This is a genomic window from Nocardioides sp. Z21_20 (assembly GCF_059766585.1).
Map to the genome: position 1 here is coordinate 166,298 of NZ_JCBAJX010000001.1, position 13,878 is coordinate 180,175.

Consider the following 13,878-nt stretch of genomic DNA (forward strand, 5'->3'; position numbering starts at 1 on the left):
CACGCACCACATGAGCCGCTGGTCGGCCCGGACACCGGGCTCCGGCGGCTCACTGCATTTCGCCTGGCCCACGAATTACACGGTTGTCATTCTCTCGGCGTGTCGCTCTCGTGTTTCTCGTGTGACTGGTGGGAGACTTGACGACTTTTGGGGTCATTGGGGACAGTGGGGCAGTTCCACCTTCCCCCTGCGTTAGGCCTTCCCCCATGTCCCGCCGCACTTCCCTCGCCAGTCCCCGCCGCGGTCTCGTCATCGTCGCCTCCACCCTGACGCTCGCCCTCGCCCTGGTCCCCCTCCTCCCCGACGGCCAGGGCGACCGAGGCGCGATCGCCGCCGCAGCAGCGCCCGCGTCGCCGGCCGCGGCCGACGCCCTGGTCGCGGGGTCGGGCACGGTGACCCCGCAGATGCAGGCGGAGATCGATCGGGTGGTGTCGGCAGGCACGGCCAGCGCCCGCCGCAGCGGCAAGCTCGCACCCGAGCAGCTCGCCGCCGACGCGGTGCGGTGCGCGCAGTTCGAGGGACAGCGCTACTGCCTGAACACCGGCTGGACCACCGAGACCGAGCGCCAGGTCCAGGCCCGCGTCGCGGCCTCGGCGCGCACCGTCGTCAGCCGCGCCGCGCGGGGCCGGAAGCCGGAGAGCACCGGCGACCTCGACGCCCTCGCTCTCGCCCGTCGCGTCGCCTCGATGAGCCCCGCCGCCCGCGCCCGCGCCGAGCGCCGCGAGCTCGTGGCGGCGGCACGCTCGGTCGCCAAGGTCGTGCTGCTGCGCCACCAGGTCCAGGGCGCCCCGCTGCCCGCCGGTTTCCTGGCCCGCCACCCCGAGGTGACCCCCAGCACCGCACCCGGCGTCTCGGCCCGGACCACCGCCGCCGCCGGCCGGACCAAGGGCATCGCGGACTACCCCGACCGGGCGGTCGTGCTGCGCAACCGAGACACCGCCGAGCAGACCACGACGTACTGGTGCGGCCCGGCCAGCATGCAGATGATCGCCTGGGGCTGGGGCAACTACCGCGGCCAGGGCGCTTGGGCGAGCCGGCTCGGCACCACCCGCAGCGGCACGGCCATCACCGAGATGGTCCGCGTCACGAACGCCGCGACCGGCTGGGACCGCGCCGACCGCGCCGGCACCTACGTGACCCTCAGCATCGCCGGGTGGTCCTTCGAGCAGTGGGCGCTGCTGCAGATGCGCCACATCGCCGACTACCGCGCGCCGGTGATCCTGCACCCGGTGCTGCGCAAGCAGTACTTCCCCTACCTCGACGACGACGCCTCGGGGCACTTCCAGGTGGGCCGCGGCTACCGCAAGGGCAGCGGACCGATCAAGCTGGGCTACTTCGAGCCGTGGAACCAGCAGCGCTTCGACCCCTCCGAGCCCTTCCTGCGCCGAGTGCAGTGGCGCCACGCCTACCGCAGCTACCGGGCCAACCAGGCGCACTTCCAGCAGAACATCGGCGTCTGATGCGGGCTCGTCGCGCCACGGCGCTGGCCGCGCTGCTGCTGGTCGTCGGCGCCTGCGGCAGCGACTCCGACCCCGCCTCTGACCCTGCCCCCACCTCCGACCCGGCCCCCGACTCGGGCTCGGTCTCCGGGCCCAGCGACGACACCGTCGGCTCCAGCGCCTCCGGGCCCAGCGGCGGCACCGCCGCGGAGCCGGCGACCGCACGAGCGAGCACCGACCTCCTCGACTGGGAGCCGGTCGGCGGATCGATGGAGGACGTGGTGACCACGGGCGGCGACTGGACGCTACGGGTGAACCGGGGCGGGACCCAGGCGAGCCTGCAGGGCCCGAAGCCCACCACGATCCCCGCCGGCAAGGGCCGGCGGATCAGCGAGGCGCTGCTCGACGAGCGGTACGCCGTCGTGGTCGCCCAGGACAAGCTCGAGGAGCGGGCGGCGGTGGCCACGGTGATCGAGCTCGACACCGGTCGGCGCACCGTCCTCGACGACCGCTCCACCCCGCCGACCGTCAACGGCGGCACCTGGGCCCTGGGTCCGGGCGTGACCGGCGGCAGCACGCTCGCGCACGCGACGTACGGCGAGGGCGGCAGCTACTGCCTGGCCCGCGTCGACCTCGGCTCCGGCGACTCGGAGTCGGCCTGGTGCGCCCCGAAGCGGCACGGCTTCACCAACGCCCGGATCACCCCGGCCGGCACCAGCCTGCTCTCCTTCGACGACTCCCGGCCCTCCTGCTTCACGGTGCTCGAGCTGAGCGACCAGGAGGCGACGCCGTTCCCCGACGTGACCGACTGCAAGGGCTGGGACGGGCTGCTCCTCGAGGACGGGCGCGCCTGGTCGGTGGTTCCGAAGGCCAACCAGATCGAGTCGGCGCACTTCTACGCCAGCAACGCGCGGGGCCACTTCGACCTCGGCGCGGGCACCTCCGGCAGCCTGACCTGGTGCGCCGGCGCGGCGTACTTCGCCCAGGACCCGCAGCGCGACGGCGACCCGGCGCGGTTGATGCGCTGGGACGGCGACGAGCTGAGCGTCGTCTACGAGACGCCCGGCGAGCCGGGCCTGGTCGGCGAGCCCCGCTGCGGGGGCGACCGGCTCACGCTCAGCGCGCTCAGCGAGGGCGGCGACGAGCAGGTCAGCGCGCCCGTCGGTTGAGCCGCTCGTAGGCTCTGGGGCGTGGAGTTCACCGGTTTCCCCGTCGCCGCCCTCGACTACTTCGACGACCTGGAGATGGACAACACCCGGTCGTTCTGGGAGAAGCACAAGCAGGTCTACCTCGACTGCGTGCGCGCGCCGATGGTCGCGCTGTGCGCGGCGCTGGCCCCGGAGTTCGGGGAGGCCAAGGTGTTCCGGCCCTACCGCGACGTGCGCTTCGCCAAGGACAAGACGCCCTACAAGGAACATCAGGGCGCCTTCGTCGCGGTCGGCGAGGCCACCGGCTGGTACGTCCAGCTCTCGGCGCGCGGGGTCTTCAGCGAGGCCGGCTTCTACCGCGCCTCACCCGACCGGCTCGCCGCGATCCGCGCCGCGATGGCCGACGAGCGCACCGGCAGCGAGCTGGCCCGACTGCTCGACGAGCTGCGCGGCCAGGGATTCGAGGTGGGCGGCGACCGGCTCAAGACGTCCCCGCGCGGGTACGACGCCAGCCACCCGCGCATCGAGCTGCTGCGCCACCGCAGCCTCGCAGTGGTGCACCACTACGGCTTCGACGACGTCATCCACTCCCCCGACCTCGTCGACGCGGTCCGCGCGGACTGGCAGGCGCTGCGCCCGCTGGTCGAGTGGCTCACCGCGGCCGCGCGCGACTGAGCCGGCTCACTCCTTGCGGGCGGTGGCCATCGACCGCTCGGGCTCCCAGAAGGCCCGCATCGACGCCACCTGACCCGCGTCGTCGACGGTGTAGACCATCACCAGGTCGGTGTCGACGACCGTGCCGTCGGCGAACCGGGCGGTGATCGTGCCGACGTTCGCGCAGGTGGCGCCGTTGGCGTGGGAGTCGTGGATGGTGAACGTGAACCGCTGGACCGGGGCGATCGCCTTGTCCCAGAAGGCGCGCATCCCCGCGTGCCCCCGGTGTCCGGCGCCCTCGGGGTCGAACCACGACGGCCCGACCGGGTCCTCCACCACGGCGTCCTCGCGGTACGCCGCCAGCCACTCCTCCAGGTCGCCGTGGCAGGCCGCGGAGTACGAGCGCTGTGAGGCGCGCCGGGCCGGGTGCTCGCCGTCGGGCGCGTTCCAGATGACGTCGTCGGAGGTGATCATGGGGGCATCGTAGAGGACGGCTGAAACGTGTTCTAGTTCCGGCGCTCGCTCGCGACCCCTGCCGCGGTCAGTGCGGCTGCCAGGCGTCCTCGTCGGCGGTACGGGTAGTCACCGCGTCGGGCAGCGCGCGGTCGGCGAGGTGCTGGATGCTGACCTGCTCGAAGACGTCGCGCAGCGAGCGGCGGGCGGCGATCCAGACGTGCTGGAGGACCTCGGCGGACTCGTTGTAGCTGACCGCCTCGGGGCGCAGCCCGTACACCGAGACCAGCGGACCGTCGACGGCGCGGATCACGTCGGCGACCGACACGCTCTGCGCGGGGCGGGCCAGCCGCCAGCCGCCGGACTGGCCGCGCTGCGACACCACGATCCCGGAGCGGCGCAGGTCCGCCAGGATGGCCTGCAGGAAGCCGTGCGGGATGTCCTGGAGGCGGCCGATCTCCTCAGCGCTCACCGGCACCCCGTCGGTGCGCCCTGCCATCTCGATGAGGGCACGCAAGGCGTAGTCGGACTTGGCGGAGACGCGCATGGGGCCAGTCTGTCAGATTTGTCGAGAGGTCCACTCGACTCAGTGGCTCTGGGACCCCGCGGCGCTGCCTCACACCGAGGCGAGCGCCTCCTCTACCGGCTCGGCCTGGCGGGCCAGGCGCTCCTGACGCACCGCCCACACGATGCCGGCCACCCAGGCCACGAACAGGACGACGGCCAGGGCGACGACCTGCTGGCCGGAGGCACCCAGCGTCTCGGCGATCGTCTTGGAGTTGGTGAGGATGATCAGGCCGCCAGCCGCGACGCCGAGCACGCGCGCCGCCAGCTTGCGCACCAGCCAGGCCGCGACGGGCGCCGCCACCACGCCACCGGCGAGCAGCGCGCCGGCGATCGTCCAGTCGATCCCCGAGGAGCCCAGCGCCAGGATGAAGCCCAGCGAGCCGCCCACGGCGACCACGAACTCGGAGGTGTCGATCGAGCCGACCACCTTGCGGGGCTCGAGCCGGCCCGAGGAGAGCAGCGTGGTGGTGCCCACCGGACCCCAGCCGCCGCCGCCGATGGCGTCCAGCGCTCCGCCGACCAGGCCCATCGGAGCCAGGAAGCCCGCGGAGGGGCGGCTCTTGAACTGCGGCCGGCGCCCGCCCAGCGCCAGGAAGCGCCAGATCACGTAAACGCCGAGCACGAGCAGGATGCCGGCCACCCAGGGCTTGGCCGTCCCGCCGTCGATGTTGGACAGGAACGTCGCCCCGGCGAAGGCCCCGACGAAGCCGGGGAAGGCCAGGATCGACACGGTGCGCCAGTCGACGTTGCCGAGCTTGTGGTGGGAGAACCCCGAGACCAGCGAGGTGCCGATCTCGGAGAAGTGCACGGCGGCGGACGCGGCCGCGGGGGCGACCCCGGCCGCGAGCAGCAGCGTGGACGAGGTGACTCCGTACGCCATCCCGAGCGAGCCGTCGATCAACTGAGCCAGCAGGCCCACGAAGGCCAGGACGATCAGCTTGCGCATTGCGGTTCCATCCGGTCTGACGAGGCGTCGACTTCGTCGCTTAAGTACATCGAGTTCATTTCCTTACTGTCTTAGTAGAGTTACTTCCGCCTGGGTTGTCAAATGAGCGCGCCCACCGCCGCCCGACTAGGCTGGTGGCATCGGTCGCGCGCCCCGACCCCTGCTCCCGTGCGTCCGTCCACACGCCCTTGACAACCCCACGGACCGCGAAGGCCCCCGCTTGCTCACGATCGTCGGCGTCCACTTCCTCGTTGCCGCACTCGCGCCACCGCTCATCGGCGCCCTCGGACGCCGCGCCTTCCTGGCCCTCGCCCTGGTGCCCGCCGGGGCCACCGCCTGGGTGCTCGCCCAGGCCGGCGCGGTGCGCGAGGGCGACACACTCGACGAGGTGGTGGGCTGGGTGCCCAGCCTCGGTCTGGACCTCGCCTTCCGGCTCGGGGCCCTGCAGTGGGTGCTGGCGCTGGTGGTCGTCGGGATCGGGGCCCTGGTGCTCGCCTACTGCCGTTGGTACTTCGCCGAGGACGACCCCGGCCTGGGCCGCTTCGCCGGCGTCCTCACCGCGTTCGTCGGGGCGATGCTGGGCCTCGTCCTGGCCGACGATCTGCTCCTGGTCTACGTCTTCTGGGAGTTGACCACCGTCTTCTCCTACCTGCTGATCGGCCACTCCCCCGAGAAGCGCGCCAGCCGTCAGGCCGCGACGGAGGCGCTGATCGTGACGACGCTCGGCGGGCTCGCGATGCTCGTCGGGATGCTGCTGATCGGCAGCGCGGCCGACACCTACCGGATCAGCGAGATCCTCGCCGACCCGCCCAGCGGCACCGCGATCACGGTCGGGGTCCTGCTCGTCCTGGTCGGCGCCCTGAGCAAGTCGGCGCTGGTGCCGTTCCACTTCTGGCTCCCGGCCGCGATGGCGGCCCCGACGCCGGTGAGCGCCTACCTGCACGCCGCCTCGATGGTGAAGGCCGGCGTCTACCTGGTCGCGCTGCTCGCACCCGCCTTCGCCGGCAGCCCGGGCTGGCGCGGCGTCGTACTCACCCTGGGCGTGCTGACCATGCTGGTCGGCGGCTGGCGGGCGCTGCGCCAGATCGACGTCAAGCTGCTGCTCGCCTACGGGACCGTCAGCCAGCTCGGCTTCCTGCTGGTCGTGCTCAGCCTCGGCACCCGCAGCGCGGCGCTGGCCGGGGTCGCGCTGCTGCTCGCCCACGCCCTGTTCAAGGCCACGCTGTTCCTCGTCGTCGGCATCGTCGACCGCAGCACCGGCACCCGCGACCTGCGCGAGCTCTCCGGAGTGGGGCGCACGATGCCGGTGGTGGCCGTCGCCGCCTGCATCGCGGCCGCCTCGATGGCCGGTCTGCCACCCGCGCTGGGCTGGGTCGCCAAGGAGAGCGTGTTCGCGGCGCTCCTCGACGTCGCCCAGAGCAACGGCGACGGCACCGGGCTGTCCAGCCTGGCCGGCTGGGCGCTGCTGGCCGGCGTCTTCGCCGGCTCCGTGCTGACCGTCGCCTACTCCGCCCGCTTCGTGTGGGGCACGTTCGCCACCAAGTCGCGGGTGATGAACCCCGAGCCGACCCCGGCGCAGCCCGTGCCCGCCGGCTTCGCCGCCGCCCCGGTGCTGCTGGCCGGGCTCACCCTCGTGCTGGGCCTGGCCGGCCACCCGCTCACCGAGCAGGAGGCGCCGTACGCCGACACCTTCCCGATGGGCGTCCACGACGCCGAGCTGGCCCTGTGGCACGGCTTCGGGATCCCGCTGGCGATCTCGCTGCTGGCCGTGGCCCTGGGCCTGGCCGCCTTCGCCGGGCGCGGCTCGGTCGCCCGGCTCCAGGCCCGGATGGCCCACGCCTGGAGCGCCGAGCGTGGCTACCGCTGGACCATGCGCAGCGTCGACCGGCTCGCGGTCGAGGTCACCGGTACGACGCAGCGCGGCTCGGTGGCGGCGTACCTGGCGATCATCCTGGTCGCGGTGCTCGTCTTCCCCGGCTGGACGCTGGTGGCGGGGCTGTCCGGAGAGATCGACGTGGTGGCCTGGGACACCCCCGCACAGGCCCTGGTCGCGATCGTGATGGCCGCATCCGCCCTGATGGCGACCCGCTCTCGCCGCCGACTGCGCGCCGTCCTGCTGGTGGGCGTGACCGGCTACGGCACCGCGATGCTGTTCGCGCTGCACGGCGCCCCCGACCTGGCGCTCACCCAGGTGCTGGTGGAGACCGTCTCGGTGGTGGTCTTCGTGCTGGTGCTGCGCCGGCTGCCCGAGTACTTCACCGACCGCCCGCTGAGCCGGAACCGCTTCTGGCGGATGGCGCTGGGCGCCGCGACCGGGATCGCGGTGGCCGGGTTCCTGCTGGTCGCCACCGGAGCCCGCACCGCGATCCCGGTCTCCGCCGAGTTCCCCAAGGAGGCGGTCGACTACGGCGGCGGCAAGAACATCGTCAACGTCATCCTCGTCGACGTCCGGGCCTGGGACACCCTCGGCGAGATCTCGGTGCTGCTCGCGGCTGCCACCGGCGTGGCCAGCCTGATCTTCCTCGACAGCCGCACCTCGGGCATCCGCCGGGTGCACGAGATCCCGCAGCCGCCGACCGTGGAGAAGGTCCCCACCGCGCCCGGACGCCGGGTCTGGCTGCCGGGGCCGCGCACGATGCGCCCGGACCGCCGCTCGATCATCTTCGAGGTCGTCACCCGGCTCGTCTTCCACACGATCATCGTGTTCTCGATCTACCTGCTGCTCGCCGGGCACAACCTCCCCGGCGGCGGCTTCGCCGCCGGCATGGTGACCGGCCTCGCCCTGATCGTGCGCTACCTCGCCGGTGGGCGCTACGAGCTGGACGAGGCAGCGCCGATCGACGCCGGCCGACTGATGGGGGTCGGGCTCGCCGTGTCCGCGCTGGCCGGGCTGGCCCCACTCGCCTTCGGCGGCGCGGTCCTGCAGAGCGCGCTGGTCGACCTGCACATCCCGGTGCTCGGCGACGTGCACCTGGTGACCTCGACCTTCTTCGACGTCGGGGTCTACCTCGTCGTCGTCGGCCTGATCCTCGACCTGCTGCGAGCCCTCGGCTCCCGCATCGACCGCCAGATCCTGCGCGAGGAGCAGGACCGCGCACACACCCAGGAGGTGAGCAGCTGATGGAGGCCAACCTGACCCTGGTGATCACCTCGGCGGCATTGATCGGCTGCGGGGTGTACCTGCTGCTCGAGCGCAGCCTGAGCCGCGTGCTGGTGGGACTGATCCTGATGAGCAACGGCGTGAGCATCGCGTTCCTGGTCTCCGCCGGACCGGCCGGGGACGCCCCGATCGTCGGGGCGGGCGACCCGGGCGACCCGCTCCCCCAGGCGATGGTGCTCACCGCCATCGTGATCACGCTGGCGACCACCGCCTTCCTGCTGGCGATGGCCTACCGCAGCTGGCAGCTCAACGCCCACGACGACGTGCAGGACGACGTCGAGGACGCCGCCATCCGCCGGCTCGCCGCCGCCGACGACGCGTCCGACAGCTACGACCTCAGCTCGGCCGGAGAGACCGACGAGCAGCCGCTGGAGGAGGGCGCATGAACGAGATCGTCCCGCTCCCGGTGATCCTGCCCCTGCTGGGCGCCGGCGCGACGCTGGTGCTCTCGCGCCACCCGCAAGGCCAGCGCGCGGTCAGCTTCGCCACCCTGACCGCGGTCGCCGGCATCGCCGCGGTGCTGCTGGTCCAGGCCGACCGGCACGGGCCGCAGGTGATCTGGGTCGGCGGCTGGCCCGAGCCCCTGGGCATCTCCCTGGTCGCCGATCGGCTCTCGGCGCTGATGCTGCTGGTCTCGGCCGTGGTGACGCTGGCCGTGCTCGCCTACTCCCTGGGCCAGGGCATGACCGGCGACGACGAGCGCGAGGCGCCGCTGTCGGTCTACCACCCGACGTTCCTGGTGCTCGTCGCCGGCGTCTCGAACGCGTTCCTGGCCGGCGACCTGTTCAACCTCTTCGTCAGCTTCGAGATGCTGCTGTTCGCCAGCTACGTGCTGCTGACCCTCGGCGGCACCGGGGCCCGGATCCGGGCCGGCACGATCTACGTGGTCGTGAACCTGCTGTCCTCCACGCTGTTCCTGATCTCGCTGGCCACCATCTACGCGGCCACCGGCAGCATGAACCTGGCCCAGCTCGCCGAGCGCATCAGCGACCTCCCCGGCCACGTCAGCCTGATGCTCCAGCTGCTGCTGCTGGTCACGTTCTCGATCAAGGCCGCCATCTTCCCGCTGTCGTTCTGGCTGCCCGACAGCTACCCGACCGCCCCGGCTCCGGTGACCGCGGTGTTCGCCGGCCTGCTCACCAAGGTGGGCGTCTACGCGATCCTGCGGGTGCAGACCCTGCTGTTCCCCGAGAGCCCGCTCACCGACCTGCTGATGTGGGCCGCACTGCTCACCATGGTGGTCGGGATCCTGGGCGCGGTCGCCCAGTCCGACATCAAGCGGATGCTGTCCTTCACGCTGGTCAGCCACATCGGCTACATGATCTTCGGGATCGCGCTGGCCACCGAGGCGGGCCTCTCGGGCGCCATCTTCTACGTCGCCCACCACATCACCATCCAGACCTCGCTCTTCCTGGTGGTGGGCCTGATCGAGCGCCGCGCCGGCAGCACCTCGCTGGTCCGGCTCGGCGGCCTGGCGGCGCTCTCACCGCTGCTCGGGCTGCTGTTCTTCGTCCCGGCGATGAACCTGGCCGGGATCCCGCCGCTGTCGGGCTTCCTGGGCAAGGTGGGCCTGCTCCAGGCCGGCCTCGACACCGGGACCCCGCTGGCGCTGACCCTGGTCGCGGCGGGCACGGTGACCAGCCTGCTGACCCTGTACGCCATCGCCAAGACCTGGGGCCTCGCCTTCTGGCGCACCCCGGAGCAGGCGCACGCGATGGCGCAGGCGCTGCCCGACCCCGGCTTCGACGCGGGCGATCGTCCCCGCCCGGCCACCGCCCTGGAGGCCACCGTGCTCTCGGTGCTCGACCAGAGCAGCGGGCCGATGGTGCGGCACCGCAGCCACATCCACACCGGCGGCGGCACCTTCAACCACTCCGACCTCGAGGCGGCCCGCCGCCTGCGCGACGACGACGAGCCCGACCGCGACCTCTACCAGCTGATCCGCGACGGCGACCAGCCCGACCGGCTGCCGCTGGCGATGGTGCTGCCGACGGCCGGCCTGGTGGCCTTCAGCCTGCTGCTCACCGTCGTCGCCGGCCCGCTCTTCGGGTTCACCGACCGGGCGGCCGAGGACCTGCTGCAGCGCGACATCTACATCGGCGCTGTGCTGGGAGACGGCCGATGAGCCCGGTGATGCGCACGCGCCGCGACGGCAGCGTCAGGCCGGCCCGCTACCGCGCCGTCCAGCTCCCGGTGGTGGCCTGGCTGACCTTGGTGTGGCTGGTCCTGTGGGGCGACGTGACCCTGCTGCTGGTCGTCGGCGGGATGCTCGTCGCGGTCGGCGTCTGCCTGCTCTTCCCGCTGCCGCCGGTGCGGATGGGGGTGCGTCCGCGTCCCTGGCCGCTGGCCGTCCTGGTGGCGCGGTTCCTGCGCGACGTCGTCGTGGCCAGCGTCCAGGTCGCCGGCGTGACGCTGCGGCGCGACCAGGTCCTGAGCAACGCCGTCATCGCGGTCTCGCTGCGCACCCCGTCGGACTTCGTGCTCACGGTGGTCGCCGAGATGGTCTCGCTGGTCCCCGGCAGCATCGTGGTCGAGGCCCGACGCTCCACCCACACCCTGTTCCTGCACGTGCTCGACGTGGCCGACCTCGAGGGCGTCGAGCGGTTCCGGGCCAGCGTCCTGGACCTGGAGGCCCGCGTCGTGCACGCCCTCGGCGCGGACCGGGTGCCGCTCCCCCCCACGAAGGAGAACGCCTCGTGACCCTCGTGCTGATCCTCTGCGCCGCGATGCTGGCGGTCGCCGGGTTCCTGCTGGTGATGCGTACGACGATCGGGCCGACGCTGCTGGACCGCACGGTCGCCCTCGACGTGCTGGTGGCGGTGCTGATCTGCTCGGTCGCCCTGGAGGCGGCGTACAACGGGCACACCTACACGCTGCCGATCCTGCTGACGCTGAGCCTGCTCGGCTTCGTCAGCTCGGTGAGCATCGCCCGCTTCACCAAGGGCAGCGACGACATCGAGGCCGAGCAGCGGGACCGGGAGAACCCATGAGCCAGATCGACTGGAGCACCGTCGCGGACGTCGCGGCCGCCGTCTGCCTGCTCACCGGCGCCCTGCTGGCGCTGACCGCGGCGATCGGCGTGCTGCGGCTGCCCGACCTGCTCAGCCGGATGCACGCCGCCACGAAGCCGCAGGTCCTCGGCCTGCTGCTGGTCCTGACCGGCCTGGCCCTGAGGCTGCGCGAGCCCGAGGTGATCGCCTTCCTGGCGCTGGTGGCGCTGATGCAGATGATCACCACCCCGGTGGCCAGCCACATGGTCGGGCGCGCGTCGTTCCGGGCCGGCCAGGTGCGCCATGACCTGCTCGTGGTCGACGAGCTCACCGAGGCCCTGGACCGCCCCGAGGAGCCCCGCGGGGCCCCCTGAGACCTCGCCCCGCGGCGGGGCCTGCGTCACGTTCGGGGGTGATCTGTTGCGCGAACCCGGCCACACGAGGCACCATTAGGTTACTGGCGAGTAGCAGAACTGCTCTGTGCCGTCTCCAGCTGCGGCTCCCGGCCGCACCGAAACACCCAGGACCGGATTCCCGTGACCGGTACCCCGACGCGAAAAGGTGGGTCAGTGAGCCACTACAAGAGCAACCTGCGCGACATCGAGTTCAACCTCTTCGAGGTGTTCGGCCGCGAGGAGATCCTCGGCCAGGGTCCCTTCGCGGAGGTGGACGCCGAGACCGCGCGCGAGGTTCTCGCCGAGGTCGAGCGGCTCTCCCGCGAGGATCTCGCCGCCTCCTACGAGGACAGCGACCGCAACCCTCCGGTGTTCGACCCCAAGACCCACACGGCTCCGGTCCCGGCGTCGTTCAAGAAGAGCTACCGCGCCTGGATGGACGCCGAGTTCTGGCGCCTGCAGATCCGTGAGGAGCTCGGCGGGACCCCGGCCCCCTCGTCGCTGAACTGGGCGATGGGCGAGATGATCCTGGGCTCGAACGCGCCGGTGTGGATGTACGCCGCCGGCGCGCCGTTCGCGGGCGTCATGTACGACAACGGCAACGAGCGCGACAAGCGCGTCGCGCAGTTCATGGTCGAGCGCCAGTGGGGCTGCACGATGGTCCTCACCGAGCCGGACGCCGGCTCCGACGTCGGCGCGGGCCGCGCCAAGGCCGTCCCCAACGAGGACGGCACCTGGAACATCACCGGCGTGAAGCGCTTCATCACCTCCGCCGAGCACGACATGAGCGAGAACATCATGCACCTGGTGCTCGCCCGCCCCGAGGGCGTCGAGGGCGTCGGCGGCCCGGGCACCAAGGGCCTCTCGCTGTTCTGGATGCCCACGCACCACTTCGACCTGGAGACCGGCGAGCTGACCGGCGAGCGCAACGGCGTCTACGTGACCAACGTGGAGCACAAGATGGGGATCAAGGTCTCCAACACCTGCGAGGTCACCTTCGGCGACCCGCAGGTCGGCGGCGGCGAGCCTGCGAAGGGCTGGCTGCTCGGCGAGGTCCACAACGGCATCGCCCAGATGTTCGACGTGATCGAGAACGCCCGGATGATGGTCGGCACCAAGGCCATCGCGACCCTGTCGACCGGCTACCTCAACGCGCTGGAGTACGCCAAGGAGCGCGTCCAGGGTGCCGACCTCACCCAGTCGGCCGACAAGACCGCGCCGCGCGTCACGATCACCCACCACCCCGACGTGCGCCGTTCGCTGATGACCCAGAAGTCCTTCGCGGAGGCGATGCGGGCGCTGGTGCTCTACACCGCCACCTGGCAGGACGACGTCCAGATCGCCGCGCACAAGGGCGAGCGCAACGAGCTCGCCGAGGCGATCAACGACCTGCTGCTCCCGATCGTCAAGGGCTACGGCTCGGAGCGCTCGTGGGTGCTGCTCGGCACGGAGTCGCTGCAGACCTTCGGCGGGTCGGGCTTCCTGCAGGAGTACCCGATCGAGCAGTACGTCCGCGACGCCAAGATCGACACCCTCTACGAGGGCACCACGGCGATCCAGGGCCAGGACCTGTTCTTCCGCAAGATCGTCAAGGACCAGGGCCGCGCGCTGGGCCACATCGCGGGCGAGATCGAGAAGTTCCTCGCCTCCGAGGCGGGCAACGGTCGCCTCAAGGCCGAGCGCGCGCTGCTCGCCACCGCGCTGGAGGACACCAACGCGATCGTCGGCGCGATGATCAACGACCTGATGTCCTCCGACGCCCGCGCCGAGGGCGGCGACCCGCGCAACATCTACAAGGTCGGCCTGAACACCAGCCGCCTGCTGATGGCCCTGGGCGACGTGGTCTGCGCCTGGCTGCTGCTGCGCCAGGCCGAGGTCGCGCTGGCCAAGCTGGCCGGTGACCCCGGCAAGGACAAGGCCTTCTACGAGGGCAAGGTCGCCGCTGCGCAGTTCTTCGCACAGAGCCTGCTGCCGAAGATCAGCGCCGAGCGCGCCATCGCCGCCGCCACCGACCTGTCGGTGATGGACCTCGACGAGGCTGCGTTCTGATCGACTGAGAGAGCGCTCGTGTGAGCGTGCGGGCGCCGAACCCGCGAGCAGGGCCGTCCCGTCGGGGCGGCCCTGCT

Annotated in this window: 13 protein-coding genes; 10 read left to right on the forward strand and 3 right to left on the reverse strand. The window is 72.0% G+C overall.

All coding sequences use genetic code 11. The features are described 5' to 3' along the window. The first annotated feature begins 206 nt into the window (after positions 1–206). From AC6EH9_RS00940 to AC6EH9_RS00950, 3 genes are read left to right on the forward strand one after another with little or no spacing between them, the layout of a single operon-like run. Positions 207–1,460 carry a C39 family peptidase gene (locus AC6EH9_RS00940; protein WP_498419671.1) on the forward strand — a complete coding sequence of 418 codons (1,254 nt, stop codon included), beginning with the start codon at positions 207–209 and terminating at the stop codon, positions 1,458–1,460. Beyond that, on the forward strand, positions 1,460–2,608 hold the full coding sequence (locus AC6EH9_RS00945; protein ID WP_498419673.1) for a hypothetical protein: 1,149 nt from the start codon (positions 1,460–1,462) through the stop codon (positions 2,606–2,608). The genes AC6EH9_RS00940 and AC6EH9_RS00945 overlap by 1 nt, the downstream gene beginning before the upstream one ends. A gap of 21 nt (positions 2,609–2,629) precedes the next feature. Beyond that, positions 2,630–3,262, forward strand: a complete 633-nt coding sequence (locus AC6EH9_RS00950; RefSeq protein ID WP_498419675.1) for a DUF2461 domain-containing protein — start codon at positions 2,630–2,632, stop codon at positions 3,260–3,262. Positions 3,263–3,268: 6 nt separating this feature from the next. Here the strand turns inward: AC6EH9_RS00950 and AC6EH9_RS00955 are convergent, their stop codons facing one another. The 3 genes from AC6EH9_RS00955 to AC6EH9_RS00965 all read right to left on the reverse strand — a co-directional run bounded on the left by AC6EH9_RS00955 (position 3,269) and on the right by AC6EH9_RS00965 (position 5,207). Further along, the gene (locus tag AC6EH9_RS00955) at positions 3,269–3,715 is read right to left on the reverse strand and encodes a nuclear transport factor 2 family protein (RefSeq protein WP_498419677.1); all 447 of its coding nucleotides are present in this window, start codon (positions 3,713–3,715) and stop codon (positions 3,269–3,271) included. Between the two features lie 67 nt (positions 3,716–3,782). Beyond that, positions 3,783–4,241, reverse strand: a complete 459-nt coding sequence (locus AC6EH9_RS00960) for an RrF2 family transcriptional regulator (protein ID WP_498419679.1) — start codon at positions 4,239–4,241, stop codon at positions 3,783–3,785. A gap of 69 nt (positions 4,242–4,310) precedes the next feature. Then, positions 4,311–5,207: a sulfite exporter TauE/SafE family protein gene (locus tag AC6EH9_RS00965; protein WP_498419681.1), complete on the reverse strand. Its 897-nt coding sequence runs from the start codon at positions 5,205–5,207 to the stop codon at positions 4,311–4,313. Between the two features lie 220 nt (positions 5,208–5,427). On the opposite strand from AC6EH9_RS00965, the gene AC6EH9_RS00970 reads away from it, so the two are divergent. The 7 genes from AC6EH9_RS00970 to AC6EH9_RS01000 all read left to right on the forward strand — a co-directional run bounded on the left by AC6EH9_RS00970 (position 5,428) and on the right by AC6EH9_RS01000 (position 13,801). Continuing rightward, positions 5,428–8,328: a Na+/H+ antiporter subunit A gene (locus tag AC6EH9_RS00970; RefSeq protein WP_498419683.1), complete on the forward strand. Its 2,901-nt coding sequence runs from the start codon at positions 5,428–5,430 to the stop codon at positions 8,326–8,328. Then, a complete protein-coding gene (locus AC6EH9_RS00975; RefSeq protein ID WP_498419685.1) occupies positions 8,328–8,753 on the forward strand; it encodes a Na(+)/H(+) antiporter subunit C in 426 nt (141 codons plus the stop codon). Before AC6EH9_RS00970 ends, AC6EH9_RS00975 begins: the two co-directional genes overlap by 1 nt. Next, entirely contained in the window at positions 8,750–10,492 is a 1,743-nt protein-coding gene (locus AC6EH9_RS00980; protein ID WP_498419687.1) for a Na+/H+ antiporter subunit D, read from the forward strand. Before AC6EH9_RS00975 ends, AC6EH9_RS00980 begins: the two co-directional genes overlap by 4 nt. After that, entirely contained in the window at positions 10,489–11,067 is a 579-nt protein-coding gene (locus AC6EH9_RS00985; RefSeq protein ID WP_498419689.1) for a Na+/H+ antiporter subunit E, read from the forward strand. The genes AC6EH9_RS00980 and AC6EH9_RS00985 overlap by 4 nt, the downstream gene beginning before the upstream one ends. Next, positions 11,064–11,357 carry a monovalent cation/H+ antiporter complex subunit F gene (locus tag AC6EH9_RS00990; protein WP_498419691.1) on the forward strand — a complete coding sequence of 98 codons (294 nt, stop codon included), beginning with the start codon at positions 11,064–11,066 and terminating at the stop codon, positions 11,355–11,357. Before AC6EH9_RS00985 ends, AC6EH9_RS00990 begins: the two co-directional genes overlap by 4 nt. Next, the gene (gene mnhG / locus AC6EH9_RS00995; RefSeq protein ID WP_498419693.1) at positions 11,354–11,731 is read left to right on the forward strand and encodes a monovalent cation/H(+) antiporter subunit G; all 378 of its coding nucleotides are present in this window, start codon (positions 11,354–11,356) and stop codon (positions 11,729–11,731) included. The genes AC6EH9_RS00990 and mnhG overlap by 4 nt, the downstream gene beginning before the upstream one ends. A 195-nt stretch (positions 11,732–11,926) precedes the next feature. Further along, positions 11,927–13,801: an acyl-CoA dehydrogenase gene (locus AC6EH9_RS01000; protein ID WP_498419694.1), complete on the forward strand. Its 1,875-nt coding sequence runs from the start codon at positions 11,927–11,929 to the stop codon at positions 13,799–13,801. Positions 13,802–13,878 lie beyond the last annotated feature (77 nt).